The 21,172-nt window shown below is 73.9% G+C and carries 4 protein-coding genes; 1 reads left to right on the top strand and 3 read right to left on the bottom strand.

The window, feature by feature from the left end:
• The 3 genes from AB0B57_RS33270 to AB0B57_RS33280 form a co-directional block, all read right to left on the bottom strand.
• A partial coding sequence (locus tag AB0B57_RS33270) for an SDR family NAD(P)-dependent oxidoreductase (RefSeq protein WP_357079104.1) occupies window positions 1-12,744 on the bottom strand: 12,744 nt, incomplete at its 3' end.
• 76 nt (window positions 12,745-12,820) lie between these two features.
• Window positions 12,821-18,337, bottom strand: coding sequence for a type I polyketide synthase (locus AB0B57_RS33275; protein ID WP_357079107.1), 5,517 nt, complete (start codon window positions 18,335-18,337; stop codon window positions 12,821-12,823).
• Between the two features lie 141 nt (window positions 18,338-18,478).
• Window positions 18,479-19,348 carry a helix-turn-helix domain-containing protein gene (locus tag AB0B57_RS33280; protein ID WP_357079110.1) on the bottom strand — a complete coding sequence of 290 codons (870 nt, stop codon included), beginning with the start codon at window positions 19,346-19,348 and terminating at the stop codon, window positions 18,479-18,481.
• A gap of 622 nt (window positions 19,349-19,970) precedes the next feature.
• Here AB0B57_RS33280 and AB0B57_RS33285 point away from each other — a divergent pair.
• On the top strand, window positions 19,971-21,113 hold the full coding sequence (locus tag AB0B57_RS33285; RefSeq protein WP_357079113.1) for a glycosyltransferase family 4 protein: 1,143 nt from the start codon (window positions 19,971-19,973) through the stop codon (window positions 21,111-21,113).
• Window positions 21,114-21,172: the final 59 nt, after the last annotated feature.

The raw sequence follows: 21,172 nt of genomic DNA on the forward strand, positions 1-21,172 counted from the left end.
CCACGACTCCAACAACCGAAACAACGCCACCTCAACCGCAAACAACGCCGGCTGCGTAAACCCCGTCCGATCCAACCCCTCCACATCACCCGCAATCACCGCACCCAACGACCCCGGCAACAACCCATCAAACGCCGCCACCACCTCACCAAACACCCGCGCAAAAACCGGAAACGCACCCACCAACTCCAAACCCATCCCCACCCGCTGCGAACCCTGACCCGTAAACACCATCGCCCACCGCGACCCCACACCCGCCACACCCGACACCACACCCGACCCCGAACCACCCGACGCCACCACACCCAAACCCCGCAACAAACCCCCACGACCACCCGCCAACACCACCGCACGATGCTCCAGGCTGGAACGGCCGAGACCGAGGGAGAGGGCCAGGGACGACAGCGACACAGCGGGGTTGGCGGTGACGAAGTCGCGCAGCTGCGCGGCCTGGGCGCGCAGCGCCTCCTCGCCGCGCGCGGAGATCGGCACCGGCACCAGCTCGGGTTCTGGGTCGTCGCCGACGGGTACGGCCGGTACGTCGACCGGGACGTGTTCGAGGATCACGTGGGCGTTGGTGCCGCTGACGCCGAAGGCGGACACGCCCGACCGGCGCGGGCCCTCGCCCGCCGGCCACTCCGTACGCTCGGTGAGCAGGTCGACAGCGCCGGCAGACCAGTCCACGTGTGGCGTGGGCTCGTCGACGTGCAGGGTGCGCGGCAGCACGCCGTGGCGCATCGCCTGCACCATCTTGATCACACCACCCACACCGGACGCGGCCTGGGCGTGGCCGATGTTCGACTTCAACGACCCGAGCAGCAACGGCCGCTCCCGGTCCTGCCCGTACGTCGCCAACAACGCCTGCGCCTCGATCGGATCACCCAACCGGGTCCCCGTACCGTGCGCCTCCACCGCATCCACATCCGCCGCCGACAGACCCGCGTCCGCCAACGCGGCCCGAATCACCCGCTGCTGCGCCGGACCATTCGGCGCCGTCAACCCGTTCGACGCACCATCCTGATTCACCGCCGAACCCCGCACCACCGCCAGAACCTGATGCCCGTTACGCCGCGCGTCCGACAACCGCTCGAGGACGAGCATGCCCGCACCCTCGGCCCAGCCGGTGCCGGCGGCGGAGGCGGCGAACGACCGGCAACGCCCGTCGGCGGAGAGCCCCCGCTGGCGGCTGAACTCCAGGAAGACGCCCGGCGTGGAGAGCACCGCCACGCCGCCGGCAAGCGCCAGCGAGCACTCGCCCCGGTGCAGCGCCTGCACCGCCAGGTGCAGCGCCACCAGCGACGACGAGCACGCCGTGTCGACGGTCAGCGCGGGCCCCTCCAGCCCCAGCTCGTACGCCACCCGCCCGGAGATCACCGCGTCGAGGCTGCCGGTGAGGAAGTGGCCCTCCAGCCCGGCGGGCACCTCGTGCAGTCGGGGACCGTAGTCCTGACTGCTGGATCCGATGAACACGCCGGTGTCGGTGCCCCGCAGCCGGACCGGGTCCAGCCCGGCCCGCTCGAACGCCTCCCACGAGGTCTCCAACACCAGCCGCTGCTGCGGGTCCATGGCCAGCGCCTCGCGTGGCGAGATCCGGAAGAACGCGGCGTCGAAGTCGGCCACGTTGGCGAGGAAGCCGCCGTGGCGGGTGTAGGTGGTGCCGGCGTGCTCCGGGTCCGGGTGGTACAGCGCCTCGACGTCCCAGCCGCGGTCGACCGGGAAGTCGACGACCGCGTCGACCTCCTGCTCCACCAGCCGCCACAGGTCCTCCGGCGACCGGACACCGCCCGGGTAGCGGCAGCTCATCCCGACGATCGCGATGGGCTCGTCGACCGGCCGGGTACGGGTTACGGGCACCGCCTCGGCGCGGGCCGAGGTGCCGTAGACGAGGTGCAGCAGGTGCGCGGTGAGCGCTTCCGGCGTGGGGTGGTCGAAGATCAGGCTGCTCGGCAGTTTGCGTCCGGTCGCGGCCGAGAGCCGGGTACGGATGTCGACAGCGGTCAGCGAGTCGAAGCCCATCTCCTTGAACGTCCGCCCGGCGATGTCGGTGGCGTCGTCGTGCCCGAGGACCCCGGCGACCGCCGTGCGCACCACCTCGCGGATCGTCCTGCCCCGGTCGGCTTCGGCCACGGCGGCGAGCCCGGTCGGGGCGGCCGGCGTCGCGGCCAGCGCTCGGCGCACCTCGGGCAGCTCCGAGATCAGCGCACTGGGCCGCGCCACGGTGAAGGTGGCGGCGAACCGCTCCCAGTCGACGTCCGCCACGGCGACGAAGGTCTCGTCGTCGGTGAGGGCCCGCTCCAACGCGGTGAGCGCGTCCTCGGGGCGCATCAGCCGCAACCCCAGGCGGGCGAACCGGGAGCCGGTGTCGCCCGCCGCCATCCCGTCACCGGACCAGGAGCCCCAGGCCACCGAGAGGGCGTGCCGGCCACGGGCACGACGGCGCACGGCGAGTGCGTCGAGCATGGCGTTGCCGGCGGCGTACGCGCCCTGGCCGCTGCCTCCCCAGACGCCCGCGTTGGACGACATCAGCACGAACGCGTCCAGATCGCGGTCGAAGACGGCGTCCAGGTTGGCCGCGCCGACGGCCTTGCCGGCCACCGCCTCGGCCACCTCGGCCGGGGTGAGATCCCGCAGGTCGCCCCAGTGCGGGACGCCGGCCGCGTGCACCACGGCGCGGATCGGGTCGTCCGCCTCGGCGGAGGAGACCAGGGCGGCCAGGGCGTCGGCGTCCGCGACGTCGCAGGCCGCGATCGTCACCCGGGCGCCGAGGGCCCTCAGCTCCTCGGCCAGCGCTTCGGCGCCGGGCGCGTCCGGGCCGCGTCGGCCGGTCAGCAGCAGGTGCTCCGCGCCACGGGCCGCGAGACGGCGGGCCACGTGGGCGCCGATCGCCCCGGTGCCGCCGGTGATCAGGACGGTGCCGGTGGGCCGCCAGGTCGCCTCGCCCCGACCGGTGGGCGGGGCGTGCACGAGCCGCCGGCCGAGCACCTGCTGGTCGCGCAGCGCCACCTGGTCCTCCGCGCTGCCCGCGGCGAGCACCCCGGCGAGCTGCCGGTACGACTCCTCGTCGGCTTCCGTGGGCAGGTCGATCAGACCGCCCCAGCGGGTCGGCGCCTCCAGGGCGGCGGCACGGCCGAGGCCCCACACGGCCGCCTGGTCGGCCACCGGTTCGGCGCAGTGCACCGCCTCGCACGTCGCCACCCACAGCGGCGCCGGGAGGTCGGCCTGGATCAGGGCGAGCGTCGCGGCGACCGGGTCCGGGTCCGTGAGGGCGAGCAGGGACAGCACCCCGGCGAGGTCCGGGGTCGCGGCGACGGTCTCCGCGAGGGAGTCGACGGTCACCGCGACGGGTGACGCGCCGAGCGCGGTGAGCGCGGCGGTGGCCGGCGCCGCGGCGGTTTCGTCGGCGTGGACGATCAGCCAGGTCCCGGTGAGCGTCGGCGACGCGGCGGCGGGGACGGGCCGCCAGTCGATCCGGTAGCGCCAGGCGTCCGGCCCGGACCGCCCGGCGGGCGGCTCGGGGGCTTCGAGCCAGAGGTGGGTGCGTTGGAACGCGTACGTGGGCAGGTCGACCCGGCGGGCGCGCGCGGGGAACGCGGCGGTCCACCGCACCGGCACACCCTGGGTGTACGCCTCGGCGACCGAGCGCAGGAAGCGCAGCGGTCCGCCCTCGTCCCGGCGCAGTGAGCCGAGCACGATCACGTCGTGCTCGGCGGCCTCGGCGGTTCCGGCGACCGCGGCGGCGAGCACGGGGTGGGTGCTGGTCTCGATGAAGGCGGTGATGCCCTGGTCGAGCAGGCTGCGGGTGGCGAGGTCGAAGCGGACCGGTTGCCGCAGGTTGCGGTACCAGTAGCCGGCGTCGAGGGTGGTGGTGTCCAGCCGGGCGCCGGTGACCGCCGAGTGGAACGGGATGGTCGACGGCTGCGGGGTGATCGGGGCGAGGAGGTGGAGTAGTTCGTCCTCGATGGCCGTGACGTGCGCCGAGTGGGATGCGTAGTCGACGGGGATGACCCGCCCCTCGTTGCCGGCCACGAACTCGCGCAGCGCGTCCGCGTCTCCGGAGATGACGGTGGCGGTGGGGCCGTTGACGGCGGCGACGTCGACGCGCCCGGCGTACGGCGCGATCAACTCGCGGACCGTGTCCACGGGCAGCGCCACGGAGACCATGCCGCCGTGGCCGGCGAGCGAACGCCGGATCGCCTGACTGCGCAGGGCCACCACGCGGGCGGCGTCGGCCAGGCTGAGCGCCCCCGCCACGCAGGCCGCGGCGATCTCGCCCTGTGAGTGCCCGACCACCGCGGCGGGCTCGACCCCGTACGACCGCCAGAGGGCGGCCAGGGACACCATCGCGGCGAAGAGGACGGGCTGGACGACGTCGACCCGTTCCAGTGCCTGCGCGTCGTCGAGCACCTCGAACAGGTCCCAGTCGACGTGCTCGCCGAGGGCGTCGGCGCACTCGGCCATCCGGGCGGCGAAGACCGGTGCGGTGTCGACGAGCTCGCGGGCCATCCCGACCCACTGGGAGCCCTGACCGGGGAAGACGAACGCCACCCGTCGCTGCGTGCCGCCGTCGCCGCGGACGACATCGGTGCCGGCGAGGAGGGTGGCCCGGCCGGTGCCGAGCACCACCGCGCGGTGTGGCATCCGTGCCCGGCTGGTGACCAGGGAGTATCCGACGTCGATCGGGTCCAGGGCGGGGTCCGCCGCGACGAACCGGACGAGCTGGTCCACCTGCGCGGTCAGCGCCGGGGCGGTGTGCGCGGAGAGCACCCACGGCACGACCGGTGGCGTGTCCCCGTCGGCGTCGGGGACGATCTCCGGCTCCGGCTCGGCCTGCTCGATCACCACGTGGGCGTTGGTACCGCTGACGCCGAAGGAGGACACGGCGGCCCGGCGGGGCCGGTCGACGTCCGGCCAGTCGGTGTGCTCGGTGAGCAGGGAGACGGCACCGGCGGACCAGTCCACCCGTGGCGTCGGCTCGTCGACGTGCAGGGTGCGCGGCAGGGCGCCGTGCCGCATCGCCTCGATCATCTTGATCACGCCACCGACACCGGCGGCGGCCTGGGCGTGGCCGATGTTCGACTTCAACGAGCCGAGCAGCAACGGCCGCTCCCGGTCCTGCCCGTACGTCGCCAGCAACGCCTGCGCCTCGATCGGGTCACCCAACCGGGTGCCCGTACCGTGCGCCTCCACCGCGTCCACATCCGACGGCGACAAACCCGCATCGGCCAGCGCCGCCCGGATCACCCGCTGCTGCGCCGGCCCGTTCGGGGAGGTGAGTCCGTTCGACGCACCGTCCTGGTTGACGGCGGTGCCGCGGACCAGGGCGAGGACGCGGTGGCCGTTGCGCCGGGCGTCGGAGAGCCGTTCCAGCAGCAGCACGCCGGCGCCCTCGGCCCAGCCGGTGCCGTCGGCGGCGCCGGCGAACGACCGGCACCGACCGTCGGACGACAGCCCGCGCTGCCGGCTGAACTCGACGAACAGCGACGGGGAGGACATCACCGTGACGCCGCCGGCCAGCGCCATCGTGCACTCGCCGCGCCGCAGCGCCTGCACGGCCAGGTGCATCGCCACCAGCGAGGACGAACAGGCGGTGTCGACGGTCAGGGCGGGGCCCTCCAGGCCCAGGGTGTAGGCGACGCGACCGGAGGCGACGCTGGCGGCGGTGCCGCTGGCCAGGTACCCCTCGAACTCGCCGGACCCGTCCGGCGCGGCCATCTGCTGTGCGCCGTATCCGCCGTTCATCACCCCGGCGAACACGCCGATCTGGCTGCCCCGGACGGTGTCCGCGTCGATCCCGGCCCGCTCGAACGCCTCCCAGGAGGTCTCCAGCAGCAGCCGCTGCTGCGGGTCCATGGCGGTGGCCTCCCGCGGGGAGATCCCGAAGAAGACCGGGTCGAACTCACCCGCGTCGAGCAGGAAGCCACCCTGCCGGACGTAGCTGCGGCCCGAGCGCTCCGGGTCGGCGTCGAACAGGTTGGCCAGATCCCAGCCCCGGTCGGTGGGGAAGTCGCCGACCGCGTCCGCGCCCGACTCGACAAGCCGCCACAGGTCCTCCGGCGAGCGGACCCCTCCCGGGTAGCGGCAGCTCATCCCGACCACGGCGATGGGCTCGTCGGCGCGGTCGCGGGTCGGCACCGGCGCCGCCGCGTCCGGCTGCGCGCCGGACAACTCGGCGACCAGGAAGTCGGCCACCGCCCGGGGCGTCGGGTGGTCGAAGACCAGCGTCGCGGGCAGCCGCGTCTCGAACAGGGTGTTCATCCGGTTGCGGAACTCGACGGCGGTGAGCGAGTCGAACCCCATCTCCTTGAACGCCCGATCGGCGTCGACCGAGCCGCCGGAGCCGTGTCCGAGCACGGCGGCGACCTGGCCGCGTACCAGGTGCAGCACCGTGTCGAGGCGCTCCTGGGCCGGCAGCGTGGCCAGGTCCGGCCGGCCGGCCGTGGCCTCGGCGACGGCGGTGCGCCGCACGGGCACCCGGACCAGACCGCGCAGCGCCGCCGGAAGGGTGCCGGCGGCGGCCTGCGCGCGCAGCGTGGCGTGGTCCAGCCGTACGGCGGTCGCGGTGACCGGGCCCCCGGCGACGGCGGCGTCGAAGAGCGCGAGAGCGTCCGAGGTGGGCATCCCGACGATGCCGGAGCGGGCCAGCCGGGCCCGGTCCGTGGCGGTCAGCTCGCCGGTCATGGTGCTGGTCTCGGCCCACAGTCCCCAGGCGACGGAGGTGGCCGGCAGCCCCGCGGCTCGCCGGGTCGCGGCGAGCGCGTCGACTGCCGCGTTCGCCGCCGCGTAGTTGCCCTGGCCCGCGGTGCCCAGCACCCCGGCGATCGAGGAGAACAGCACGAACGCGGTGAGGTCACGGTCGCGGGTCAGCTCGTGCAGGTAGACGGCGGCGGCGACCTTCGGCCCGTGCACGACGGCCAGCCGCTGCGGGGTCAGAGACTCCACCACCGCGTCGTCGAGGACCGCGGCGGCATGCACCACGGCGGTGACCGGGTGCGCGGCCAGCACCGCGGCGAGGGCGTCGGGGTCGGTGACGTCACAGGCCACCGCGACGGCGTCGGAGCCCAGCTCGGCGCAGAGCTCCGCCGCGCCGGCAGCCGCCGGCCCCTGCCGCGACAGCAGCACGAAGCCGCGTACGCCGTGCGTCCGCGACAGGTGACGGGCCACCGCCGCCCCGATCGTGCCGGTGCCGCCGGTGATCAGGACACAGTCGTCCGCACGCCAGGGCGCGTCACCGACCGGGCCGGTGACAGCACGCAGGCGGGGGGCGGTCAGCGCGCCCGCCCGCAGCCACACCTCGGGTTCCCCGCCCGCCAGGATCTCCGCGACGTACGCCGGGACGGTCTCCGGGTCGTCCGCGTCGACCAGGACGATCCGGTCGGGGTGCTCCGAGATCGCCGAACGCACCAGGCCGCGTACGGCCGCCTGGTCGAGGTTGCTCCCGGCGTCCCGGGTGACCACCAGCAGTCGTGCCCCGGTCGGCCGTTCCTCGCCGATCCACGCCTGGACGACCTCCAGCACCCGCTCGACCGGGGCCGGGCGCAGCAGCACGGCACCGGCGGACGAGGGCAGACCGGCCAGCTCGGAAACGTCGTCGACGGGCGTCACCGGCACCGGCACCGCCTCGGCGGCGCGCGGCACGGCGACCGGCGCCAGCTCCAGGAGCACCCCGGCGCGTCGCTGGACCAGCTGCTCCGGCACCGGCCGCAGCACCATCGCGGCGGCGGTGAGCACCGGGCTGCCGTCCTCGGCGGCGACGTGCACGGAGAGCCCGGCCGCTGTCGGCGCGAGCCGGACCCGCAGCGTCGTCGCACCGGCGGAGTGCAGCGTGACGTCGTGCCAGCTGAAGGGGAGGCCGGAGGCATCGAGCACGGCGGGGTGCAGTGCCGCGTCGAGCAGGGCGGGATGGATGCCGAAGCCGTCGGCGGTGACCATCTCGGGCAGGCGCACCTCGGCGTGGATCTCGTCGCCGTGCCGCCAGGCCCGGCGCAGGCCCTGGAACACCGGTCCGTACTGGTAACCCTTGTCGCGCAGCGTCTCGTAGGCGGTGCTGAGGTCCAGCTCGTCACCGGCCGGCGGCCACGGCATCCGCGCGACGGCCTCCGGTCGCCCGACGGCCAGCACGGCCGTGGCGTGCAGCGTCCAGTCGGCGTCCTCGGCCGCCTGCTCCTCCAGCGAGTGCACGGTGAGCCGGCGGTGACCGGCGGCGTCGGCCGCGCCGACCGTCACCTGCAACCGCACCCCGGCACCGTCGCCGGGGAGCACGAAGGGCGCCTCCAGCAGGAGTTCCTCGACCGACGTGCTGCCGACGCGCTCACCGGCGCGCAGGGCCAGTTCCAGGAACGCGGTGCCGGGCAGCAGGACCACGTCGTGGACGGCGTGGTCGGCCAACCACGGGTGGGTGACCTGGGAGATCCGCGAGGTGAAGAGGTAGCCGCCGGACTCGGGCAGCGCCACGGCGGCGCCGAGCAACGGATGCTCGGCGGCGAACAGCCCGAGGTCGGTCGCGTCGGTCGCGGCGGGGGCGGCCGAGCCGAGCCAGTACCGGCGGTGGTGGAACGCGTACGTGGGCAGGTCCGCCGGACCGCCCTGGACCACGGTGTGCCAGTCCACCGGGACGCCCGCGACGTGCGCCTCGGCGAGCGACTGGCGGAACCGGGCCACGCCGCCCTCGCCCCGGCGCAGCGAGCCGAGCGCCGGCCCGTCCAGCCCGTGCACCAGCACCGGGTGCGGGCTGCACTCGACGAAGACGTGCCCGTCGAGCGCCCGTGCGACCTCGTCGAAACGGACCGTCCGGCGCAGGTTCTCGTACCAGTACGCCGCGTCCAACTCCGGGCCGTCGACGAACTCGCCGGTCACCGTGGAACGGAGCGGCACCCGTACCGGCTGTGGGTCGAGGCCGACAAGCGCGGCCAGCAACTCGTCGCGTATCGCCTCCACCTGGGCCGAGTGGGAGGCGTAGTCGACCGGGATCCGCTTGGCCCGGTCCCACCGGGTGAGCACCTCGTCCAGCGCCTCGGGCGCACCCGACACCACTGTCGCCGACGGGCCGTTGACGGCCGCCACCGACAGCCGCCCGTCCCAGTGCTCCAGGGCCGCCCGGACCTCGGCCGCCGGCAGCGGCACCGACACCATCCCGCCGAGACCGGCCAGCACCTCACGGATCAGGCGGCTGCGCAGCACCACCACGCGCGCCGCCTCGTCCAGGGAGAGCGCCCCCGCGACGCAGGCCGCCGCGATCTCACCCTGGGAGTGGCCGACGACCGCGGCCGGTTCGACGCCGTGCGCCCGCCACAGCTCCGCCAGCGACACCATCACCGCGAACAGGGTGGGCTGGACGATGTCGACGCGGCGCAGCGCGTCCTCGTCGCCGAGCACGTCCAGCAGGTCCCAGTCGGCGTACGTGGCGAGGGCGGTCGCGCACTCGTGCATCCGGGCGGCGAAGACGGGAGCGCTCTCCATCAGCTCCAGCGCCATGCCGGTCCACTGCGAACCCTGCCCGGGGAAGACGAAGACCGCGCCGGCCGGCCGGGCCACGCCGGTCACCACGCCGGGCGCGTCGGTCTGCCCGGCCAGTGCGGCGAGGCCGCCGAGCAGCTCGTCGCGACCGGCGCCGAGCACGACGGCCCGGTGCTCCATCAGGGTCCGTCCGGCCAGGGTGGCCGCCACGTCGGGCAGCGCCACGGCGGGCGTTGCGGTGAGGTACGCGTGCAGCCGCCCGGCCTGCCCGCGCAGCGCCGCGGCGTCACGCGCCGACAGCAGCACCGGTACGGGTCCGACCACGGTGGCGGCCGGCACGGGCACCGGGTCGGTCTCCGGGGCCTGCTCCAGCACCACGTGCGCGTTGGTGCCGCTGACCCCGAACGAGGAGACACCGGCGCGCCGCGGCCGGCCCACCTCGGGCCACGGCGTCTGCTCGGTGAGCAGCGACACCGCCCCCGCCGACCAGTCCACGTGACGTGTCGGCTGGGTGACGTGCAGCGTGCGGGGCAGGACACCGTGCCGCATCGCCTCGATCATCTTGATCACGCCACCGACACCGGCGGCGGCCTGGGCGTGGCCGATGTTCGACTTCAACGACCCGAGCAGCAACGGCCGCTCCCGGTCCTGCCCGTACGTCGCCAGCAACGCCTGCGCCTCGATCGGGTCACCCAACCGGGTGCCCGTACCGTGCGCCTCCACCGCGTCCACGTCCGACGGCGACAAACCGGCGTCCGCCAGCGCCGCCCGAATCACCCGCTGCTGCGCCGGGCCGCTCGGTGCGGTCATGCCGTTGGACGCGCCGTCCTGGTTGACCGCCGTGCCCCGTACGACGGCGAGCACCCGGTGCCCGTGCCGGCGGGCCGCCGAGAGGCGTTCCACCAGCAGCACGCCCACGCCCTCGGCCAGCCCGAAGCCGTCGGCGCTGTCGGAGAACGCCTTGCTCCGGCCGTCCGGGGCGAGCCCACCCTGGCGGGAGAACTCCACGAACATTCCGGTACCGGACATCACCGTCACGCCCGCGGCCACCGCGAGGGCAGACTCGCCCCGCCGGACGGACTGGGCGGCCAGGTGCAGGGCCACCAGCGACGACGAGCAGGCGGTGTCCACGGTCACCGCCGGCCCCTCGAACCCGTACAGGTACGCCAACCGGCCGGACATCACGCTGCCCGTGTTGCCGGTGAAGACGTAGCCCTCGACGTCGGAACCCTCGTCCATCCGGGGTCCGTAGTCCATCGTCATCGCACCGATGAAGACGCCCGTGCGGCTGCCCCGCAGCGTGCCCGGGGCGATGCCGGCCCGCTCGAACGCCTCCCACGAGGTCTCCAACAGCAACCGCTGCTGCGGGTCCATCGCCGCGGCCTCACGCGGGCTGATTCCGAAGAAGTCCGGGTCGAACAGGTCCGCGTCGTGCAGGAAGCCGGCTTCGCGCTGGTAGAACGTGCCGGCGGGACGGGAGTCACCGTCGTACGACGCGGCGAAGTCGTACCCCCGGTTGTCGGGGAACGCGGAGACCGCGTCGCCACCGGCGGCGAGCAACCGCCACAGCTCCCCCGGGCCGGTCACGCCTCCGGGGTAGCGGCAGCCGACACCGACGATCACCACGGGGTCGTCCGCGTCGGCCGCGACCGGCAGGTCACCGTCGTCGGCCGACGCGTCGGCGGCGGCGCCGGTCAGCGTCACCCGAAGCTGCTCGGCCAGCTCGGCCGGGGTGGGGTGATCGAAGACGATCGTCGCCGGCAGGGTGGTGCCCACCGCCGCGCCGATCCGGGCCCGGATCTCCAGCGCCGTGACCGAGTCGAACCCCAGCTCCCGGAACGCCAGGTGCGACGCGACCGGCTCGGTCGTGTCGAGCAGCGCGGCGACCTCCTGGCACACCAGCTCGACGAGCAGGGCCCGCTGCTCCGGCACACTCAGGACGACCAACCGGGCGCGCAGTGGGGACTCCGGCCGGGCCTGGGCGCCGTCGGGTGGTGCCGGCAGCGTCACCGTCGTCGGGTCGTGGCCGGCGAAGACGGCGGCCCAGTCCGGGGCGACGCCGTCGACGTACAGCTCGCCCAGGGTACGAACGACCTTGCCGAGGTCGGCCTGTCCCCGCCGGACGGTGGCGCGGACGTTCGCCCGTGCGCCGGCCGCCTCGACGGTGCCCTGGAGGGCGCCGGTCAGGACGGGGTGCGGGCTGACCTCCAGCAGCACGCCCGCGCCGTCGGCCAGCGCGGTGCGGGTGGCCTGCTCGAACTCGATGGTGCTGCGCAGGTTGCGGCACCAGTACTCGGCGTCCAGCGGCACGTCGTCGGGGAGGACGTGCCCGTAGACGGAGGAGTAGAAGGGGATCCGCGGCGGACGCGGGCGCAGCGGGGCCAGCACCTCCCGCAGTCGGGGCACGATGCGGTCGATGTGCGCGGAGTGGGCGGCCAGATCGACTCCGATCGCCCGCGCCTTCACCCCCTCGGCGCCCAGCTCGTCGAGGAGCGCCGCGGCGGCGTCGGCGTCACCGGAGACGATCAACGCGCCGGGCCCGTTCACCGCCGCCACGTCCAGCCGACCCTCGTACGCGGCGAGCCGTCGGCGTGCCTCGTCGAGTGGCAGCGACACGGCGACCATCGCCCCGTCACCGGCCAGGGTGGCCTGCAGCTGGCTCCACAGCGCCGTGATGCGGGCGCCGTCGGCGAGGGACAGGGCGTCCGCGACGACCGCGCCGACGACCTCGCCGAGGCTGTGGCCGAGTACGGCCGACGGCTCGACGCCGTAGGACCGCCAGAGGGCGGTGAGCGACACCATCACCGAGAAGAGCACCGGCTGGACGACGTCGGTCCGCTCCAACGGTGGCGCGTCGGGCACCCCGTGCACGACGTCCAGCAGGGACCAGTCGAGGAACGGGGCGAAGGCGTCGGCGCACTCCCGCATCCGGGCCTCGAACACTCCGGCGGTGGCCATCAGCTCGGCGGCCATCGCCGGCCACTGCGAACCCTGGCCGGGGAAGACGAACACCACCCCGCCGGGAAGCGGTGCGCCCTCGGTCAGCCCGGCCGCGCCACGCCCCTCGGCGAGGGCGCTCAGCGCGCGGCGGAACCCGTCGGCGTCCTCCGCCGTGACCGCGGCGCGCCAGCCGTCGGTCCTGCTCTGCCGGGACAACGACCAGCCGACGTCGGCCGGCCGCCAGTCGGGCCGGCGGTCCAGCTCGTCGAGCAGCAGTCCGGCCTGCGCACGCAGCAAACCGGCGCTGGCTCCGGACAGTCCCCACAGCAGTGAGTCGGCGTCGCTCCGCACGATGTCATCGGCCCCTTCGGTGCCCGGTCCCCCGTGACGGCGGTCCGGAAAGGTGGTTCTCGGTCGGTCAGGTGGCTCAGGCGTCGGCGCGGCTGAGCGCGAGGCGGATCAGATCCTGGGCGTCCATGCCCCGGATCGCGCTCTCCTCCGGTGCCGCGGCGGCGCTGGCCTCGGTGCCGGTCTCGGTGGTGCCGGTATCGATGGCGGCGAGAGCGAGCACCTGGTCAAGGAGGCCGGCGGCGCGCAGCCGGGCCGCCGGGATCGAGGCGACACGTCGCTGGATGTCCGCGTCGTCGGTCACGACGGGCGTGGCCTGCGAGTCGTCGGGCAGTAACCGCGAGAGCAGGTGCTCAGCGAGCGCCTGCGGAGTCGGGTAGTCGAAGCTCACCGTCGAGGGCAGCCGCAGCCCGGTGACGGCGTCGAGGCGCTTGCGCAGCTCGACGGCCATCAGCGAGTCGAAGCCCATGTCGAGGAAGCCCTGGCCGGTGTCCACCGCGGCGGGTGTCGCGTGTTCCAGTACGGCGGCCACCTGCTCACACACCAGGTGCAGGAGTTCGCGGGACCGACCGGCTGCGGGCAGCTCGACCAGCCGACCCCGCAGCGCCTCGGTCTGTCCACCGGCCACACTGGACCGGGGTCGGGGCAGCCGAACCAGGTCGCGCAGCAGCGGCGGCACCTGGTCGTACGTGCCGAAGGCCTGCCGCATCACCCGGACGTCCAGCCGCGCGGCGACCACCATGGCGGCGTCCGCTCCGGAGGCCTGGTCGAGCAGCGCCAGCGCGTCCTGCGGGAGCAGGGGCGCCAGTCCGGTCCGGGCGATCCGGTCCAGGTCGGCGGTCTGCCCGGCCATGCCGGCACCTGCCCAGCTGCCCCAGGCCACCGAGACCGCGGGCAGACCCGCGGCCGTCCGGTGCGCGGCCAGGGCGTCGAGGAAGGCGTTGGCCGCCGCGTAGTTCGCCTGGCCCGCCCCGCCGAGGGTGCCGGAGAGGGACGAGAAGAGCACGAAGGCGGTCAGGCCCGTGTCGCGAGTCAGCTCGTGCAGATGCCAGGCGGCGTCGACCTTGGGTCGGAACACGGCGGCCAGCCGTTGCGGGGTCATCGATTCGAGGACTCCGTCGTCGACCACGCCGGCCGCGTGCACGACTCCGGTCAGCGGCTGCTCGGCCGGCACCTGCGCGAGCACCCGGGCCAACGCCTCGCGGTCGGCGGCGTCGCACGCGACGGTGGTGACCCACGCCCCCAGTGCGGCCAGCTCGGCGTCCAGCTCGGCGTCGGCGCGGCCGGTGCGGCTGAGCAGGAGGAGATTCCGGACCCCGTGGGTCGTCACGAGGTGCCGGGCCACCTCGCGGCCGAGCGCACCGGTGCCGCCGGTGACCAGCACGGTGCCGTGCGGCCCGAACGGCACGACGTCCGGCGGCGACACCGCACGGCGGGCGAGCCGGGGGGCCAGCAGTTCGCCGTCGCGGACCGCGATCTGCGGCTCGGTCAGGCCGACGACCGCCGGCAGCACCCGCACGGATGCCTCGGCGTCGTCCACGTCGACCACGAGGAATCGGCCGGGGTTTTCGGTCTGCGCGGTGCGCAGCAGTCCCCAGACCGCCGCCCCCGCCAGGCCGCCGCCGCGGCCGGCGGCGGGTGCCGCGTCGCGGGTCACGACGACCAGCCGGGAGGAGGCCAACCGGGCGTCGGCGAGCCAGGCACGTACGACGGCGAGCGTCCGGGTGGTGGCGTCGAGGACGCCCGCCGGCACGTCGCCGGGGGCCGGCGCGGGGCAGTACAGCACACCGACGGCGGGCGCCGGAGTGCCCGCGTCGAGGGCCGCCGTGAGCGAATCCGGGTCGGCGTGCCAGTGCCCGTCGCCCCAGGAGGGGCGCAGCGCCGCGGAGAGCCGGACGTCGTCCGGGCCGACCACGGTCCAGCCGCTGGCCAGCCAGCCGGAGCGGTCGCGCGGTGGCTCCTCGACCGGCACCCAGTCGACGTGGAACAGGCCGGCGTCGGACATGTCGCTGGCGATGAGCTGGTCGGCCGCGACGGTCCGCAGGCCGAGCCCCGCGACGCTGATCACCGCCGCGCCGGCCGGGTCCGCCGCGGCGAGGGTGACCTCGTCGTCGCTGACCGGCACCACCGCGACCCGCAGGGTGCGCGCGCCGGTGGCGTGCAGTGTCACGTCCCGCCAGCTGAAGGGCAGCCGGGCCTGCGTCATCTCGCCGTCCTCGCCGAAGCCGGCGGCGGCCAGGGCCTGCACCGCCGCGTCGAGCAGCGCGGGGTGCAGCAGAAAGCGTTCCGCGTCGGCGTGCCCGGCGGCGGGGAGGTCCACCTCGGCGAAGACCTCGTCGCCGCGGCGCCACACCGCCCGCAGGCCGCGGAAGGTCTCGCCGTAGTCGTGCCCGTGCGAGGCCAGACGCTGGTAGGTGTCGGAGATGTCCACCGGGACGGCCCGGGCGGGCGGCCACTCGGCCGGCACCCGGGGCGTCGTCTCCGCCGGGTCGGCGGTGAGCACCCCACTGGCGTGTCGGTGCCACGGCTCGTCGAGATCGCCGCCCTCCGGCCGGGAGTACATCCCGATGGCGCGGTCGCCGTGCTCGTCCGGCGCGTCGACCACGACCCGCAGGTGCACGGCGGAGCGGTCGCTGATGGCCAGGGGCGCGTGCAGCACCAGCTCACGAACGCCGGGCCGGTCGACCAGGTCGCCCGCGGCAGCGGCCAGCTCGACGAAGGCCGTGCCGGGCAGCAGCGGAGTGTTCCAGATCGCGTGCTCGGCCAGCCAGGGATCGGTGTCCAGGGAGAGCCGCCCGGTCAGCACCACCTCGCCGCCCGGCACGTCGGCCACCGCACCCAGCACCGGGTGGTCGAACGGGCGCAGGCCGGCCCCGCCCACGTCGGCGGACGTGACGATCTGGTTGACCCAGTAGCGCTGCCGTTGGAAGGCGTAGGTGGGCAGGTCCACCACCCGGGAGGGGCGCTGCCCGTAGACGGCGGACCAGTCGACCGGCTCGCCGGCGGTGTGCAACCGCGCCATCGCCTCGGTGCTCGTCGTGATCTCCGGACGGCTGCGTCGGAGCGTGGCGGCGAACACCTCGTCCCCGCTGCCGGGTAGGTCGGCGAGGGTGTCCTGGGCGGCGGCGGTCAGCGCCGCGTCCGGGCCCACCTCGACGAAGCGGGTCACGCCCACGGCACGCAGCCACCGGACGCCGTCGGCGAAGCGGACCGTCTCCCGTACGTGCGAGACCCAGTAGTCGACCGAGCACGCCTGCTCGTCGGTGAGCAGTGCGCCGGTCACGTTCGACACCACGGGGATCTGCGGCGGGGCGAACGTCGCCGTGGCGAGCACCTTGGCGAAGTCGGCCAGCATGGGTTGCATGCGGGACGAGTGGAAGGCGTGCGACACCCGCAGCGGCCGGGTACGCAGGCCCTCCGCGCGGCACCCGGCCGCGAGCTTGCGGACCACGGCCTCGTCGCCGGAGATGACGATCGCGGAGGGACCGTTCACCGCCGCGACGCTGACGTCGGCGTCGAACTCGGCGATCCGCTCGCGCATCCACTGCTCGGTGGTGGCGACGGCGATCATCGCGCCGCCATCGGGCAACGCGCGCATCAGTCGGCCGCGGTGGGCCACGATCCGGGCGGCGTCGGCCAGGTCGAACACCCCGGCCACGTGCGCGGCGGCCAGCTCACCGACGGAGTGGCCGATCAGGTGCGACGGCCGTACGCCCCAGCTCTCCAGCAGTCGGTACAGCGCCACCTCCAGGGCGAACGTGGCGACCTGGGTGTAGTCGGTACGGTCGAGCAGCTGCGCCTCCGCGGTGTCCGGCCGGGCGAAGATCACCGTCCGGAGTGGCCGTTCGAGGTGCTGGTCCAGCTCGGCGCAGACCCGGTCGAAGGCGGCCGCGAACGTCGGGAACGCGTCGTGCAGCTCGCGTCCCATCTGGGCCCGCTGCGAGCCCTGGCCGGTGAACACGACCGCCAACTGGCCGGTGGCCGCCTCGGCCCGCACCACCTGGGGCTCGGGCGCACCGGCGGCGAGAGCGTCCAGGCAGCGGAGCAGGTCGGCGCGGTCGGCCGCGAGCACGGCCGCCCGGTGGGCCATGGCCGGGCGTCGGGTCAGCGCCACCGCCACCTCGGCCGCGTCGAGATCGGGGCGTTCCTCGACGTACGCCCGCAGCCGCGTCGCCTGATCCCGCAGTGCCCGCTCGCCGCGCGCGGACAGCAGCCACGGCAGTGGGCCGGCGAGCGCCGGCGTCGGCGCGTCGGCCGGCTCGGGTGCCTGTTCGAGGACGACATGGGCGTTGGTGCCGCTGAGCCCGAACGACGACACGGCGGCGCGCCGGGGACGGTCCACCGCCGGCCAGGACACCGGCCCGGTCACCAGCTCGACCGCGCCCTCGCTCCAGTCGACCTGGGGTGACGGCTCGTCCACGTGCAGGGTGGGGGGCACCACGCCACGCCGCATCGCCTCAACCATCTTGATCACCCCGGCCACGCCGGCGGCTGCCTGGGTGTGGCCGATGTTCGACTTGATCGAGCCGAGCAGCAGGGGCCGGTCCGCCGGGCGGTCCTGGCCGTAGGTGGCGATGAGTGCCTGCGCCTCGATCGGGTCGCCGAGCGTGGTCCCGGTGCCGTGCGCCTCGACCACGTCGACCTCGGCGGCGGGCACCCGTGCCTTCGCCAGCGCCTGGCGGATCACCCGGCGCTGGGCCGGCCCGTTGGGCGCGGTCAGCCCGTTCGACCTGCCGTCCTGGTTGACCGCCGTGCCCCGCACCAGTGCCAGCACGGGGTGCCCGGATCGGACGGCGTCGGAGAGTCGCTCCAGCAGCAGGATGCCGACGCCCTCCGCGAAACCGGTCCCGTCGGCCGACCGGGCGAAGGACCGGCACCGGCCGTCGACGGACAACCCACGCTGTCGGCTGAAGTCGACGAACAGGTCCGGGGTGGTCATCACCGTCGCGCCTCCGGCCAGGGCCAGGGTGCACTCCTCGGTGGCGAGCGCCTGACACGCCAGGTGGAGGGCGACCAGGGAGGAGGAGCAGGCGGTGTCGACGGTGACGGCCGGCCCCTCCAGCCCGAAGGCGTACGCCACCCGGCCGGAGGCGAGGCTGCCCATCTGCCCGGACGACGAGTTCGGCATGACCCCGCTGAACACGCCGGTCCGGCTGCCGCGCAGGGTCTCGGGGGCCAGGCCGGCCCGCTCGATCGCCTCGGCGGAGCACTCCAGCAGCAGGCGGTGCTGCGGGTCCATGGACGCCGCCTCGCGCGGACTGATGCCGAAGTGGTCGGGATCGAACAGGGCGGCGTCCGGCAGGAAGCCACCGTGCCGGACGTAGCTCTTGCCGGCGGCCTCCGGGTCGGGGTCGTAGAGGCCGGACACGTCCCAGCCGCGGTCGCGGGGGAACTCGGTCACCGCGTCGCGGCCCTCGACGACCAGCCGCCACAGCGCCTCGGACGAGTCGATACCGCCCGGGTACCGGCAGGCCATCCCGACGATCGCGACGGGCTCCTGACCGCGGCTCTCCACCTCCCGCAGTCGCCGCCGCAGGTCCTGGATCTCGGCGGTGGCCCGCCGGAGGTAGCCGAGATACTTCTGGTCGTCCGTCAACGCGCCGTCCCCCCATGATGTGCCGGCCGGCGATCGGTCTGCTGGATCAACCGGAATCATCTGCACCGACAGCGGCAGGGTCCAGGCGATTTCGGCGGCGGTTTCGCCTGCAGAAATCGCAATCCAAGACCCCGGTCGGTGCTAATTGCGGACCGGATTGGCCACCGGACGTGGCGCGCCGTGCACAACCTGGGCAGGCGTGGCAGCAGGCACGTCGATGGTCCAGACGCCCTCGAATGCGGCGAGCCTTCGAGGCGCTGTGACAATAATCGCGCACGAACCGCCACGGGGCAGCAGCGGTCGGATGTGAGTCGCGTCGGTGACGTTTTCCAGGACGACCAATGCCCTCCTGGAACGCAGCGCACTGCGCACCCGGCGAGCCTTTTCCTCAGGTGTGGCGCCGTCGCAGGGATCGATTCCTAAAAGCCAGGAGAGACGGGTCGTCAAAACATCAGCGCCGGGCTGGCCCGCCTCGGCGCTGACATAGAATTGACCGTCGGGGAAATGTCGCTGGAAACGTGCTGCGGCCTGGACGACCACCGCTGTCTTGGCTGGTCCAGGCACACCGACGAGTTCCACAAGTCGCATCTCGGCGCTGCCCGCCGCCTCTGCCTGATGCTGCCCGCCCGGTTCCTCGATCAGCACCTGCCGCATCCACTCGATCAGCGCGGACAGCCCGCCATGCTGCTGAGCAGCGGAAACAGGAGTCGTGGTCGAGGGTCGGTGGCCAACCGCCATCGAGTAAAGGTGTGTGCCCGGCCTACGGCGGGCGGTCCGGCGGAAGCTCTCCAGGGAGTCGCCCTCCACTCGAAGCGCCTCGGCCAGGAGCGCCACGGAGCGGCGATGCGGTGTGCTCGTCCGCCCGCGCTCCAGATCAGAAATCGCCCGGATGCTCAGCCCGGATTTTTCCGCTAGTTCTTCCTGCGTCAGGCAGGCCTGCGTTCTCAGCTCACGCAGTAACAGTGCAAATTCGGACCCGGCGGCCTCGTCTAGAACATCCAGTGATTTCACTTTACCTCCCCCGTAGGCCGCGATGAATGACCCTGAGGTAAACGCGCTGGTTTAGTTGTCGAGCACACGCAGAACGAGAGGGGCACCGATTTTCTGGCGCACCGTTCCCCGGTGGGGACCTTTCCCGCCTACCGGTGATGTGAGACGACCATCAATAGATGGTCTGCCCTCTATTTTTTGCATAGATCGAGGGCAAAGTGTCGACCTGCACTCCAGCGCGCTCCCCGTGTATCGCGGCATGCATAGTGATCTTTATACCCGAAGGGATGAAGGCGTGGCAACCGGTCGACCGGAAGAGTTGGAATGTTCATCGACACGCGCGCCCGCCGAACGCAATACGGGTCTTACGGGAAATTCCACCCCTTGTCAGCTTTACACGGCCTGTACCCCGTTGCATCCCTTTGGTCCAGGACGCCCCGCCACACCGCCGGAGACCGGTCGGCAGCGCGACGAGACCATCGCACGCGACACCCTGGCTGACACCGTCGGACGGTCGGGATGCTGCCCCGGGCGCGAAGCCGTGGCGGTGCAGGTCACCGCTGCGGCTTCGATGGACGTGGATGCGTTGGGCCCGTCGCCGACGGCGATCGCGGGCTCCGCGTCGGTGGCGTTCTTGGCTAGCATGCCGCTCGTGACTTCGCGCACCCTACTCATCACGACCGATTTCCCACCCCGCATCGGCGGCATCCAGTCGTTCGTGCACAACCTCGCGATCCGCCAGCCGGCGGACTCCGTCGTCGTCTACACCGTCACCGCGCCGGGTGCCGAGGCCTTCGACGCGCAGCAGCCGTTCGAGGTGATCCGTGAGGACACGCGCCTGCTGCTGCCCGTGCCCGGCGTGCTCCGGCGTGCGGTGGACATCGCCCGGTCCAACGAGTGTGAACGGGTCTGGTTCGGCACCGCGGCGCCGCTCGGCTTGTTGGCTGCCGACCTCCGCAAGCAGGCCGGTGTCGGCCGGTTCCTCGGCCAGACGCACGGGCACGACACCGCCTGGGCCGCCCTGCCCGGAGCACGTTCGGTGCTGCGCCGCCTGGGCCGGGAGGTCGACGTCGTGACCTACCTCGGTGAGTACACGCGGCGCCGGCTGGCCCGGGTGCTGTCCAACCTGGACCAGCTCGCGCCGGGCGTCGACACCGAGTTGTACCACCCAGGTGTGGACGGCTCCTCGGTGCGCGAGCGGCACGGGCTGACCGGGCGTCCGGTGGTGGTGTGCGTGTCCCGGCTGGTCCCGCGCAAGGGCCAGGACGTGCTGCTGCGGGCGCTGCCGCTGGTACGCCGCGCCGTGCCCGACGTCAGCCTCCTGATCGTCGGCGACGGCCCGGACCGCGTACGTCTGGAGAAGCGGGCGCACGACGCGGGTCTGGGCGACGCGGTCGTGTTCACCGGTGCGGTCGCGTCGGAGGAGCTGCCGGCGCACTACGCCGCCGGAGACGTGTTCGCGATGCCGTGCCGGACCCGGCGCGCCGGGCAGGACATCGAGGGTCTCGGGATCGTCTACCTCGAGGCGTCCGCGACGGGTCTGCCCGTGGTGGCCGGCAACTCGGGCGGCGCGCCGGACGCGGTACGCGAGGGTGAGACCGGGTACGTGGTGGACGGCCGCGACCCGGCAGCGGTCGCCGAGCGCCTGGTCACGATCCTGCGCGACAGCGCGCTCGCGAAGCGCCTCGGTGACGCCGGCCGCCGCTGGGTGGAGGCCGAATGGCACTGGGACCACCAGGCGGCCCGCCTCGCGGACCTCCTGCGCGACGGGCACGCCGCAAACTGATCGGTCAGACAGTTTCTGCCTGCGAAACCGCATTCTGGCGCGGGCCGCCCGCCGATAGC

The sequence above is a fragment of the Micromonospora sp. NPDC049101 genome, from assembly GCF_040648675.1.
Classification (GTDB): domain Bacteria; phylum Actinomycetota; class Actinomycetes; order Mycobacteriales; family Micromonosporaceae; genus Micromonospora.

What these genes read in the sequence shown, in the direction of transcription:
- AB0B57_RS33285 (WP_357079113.1), top strand. Translation starts at nt 19,971, where the DNA reads ATGCCGCTCGTGACTTCGCGCACCCTACTCATCACGACCGATTTCCCA.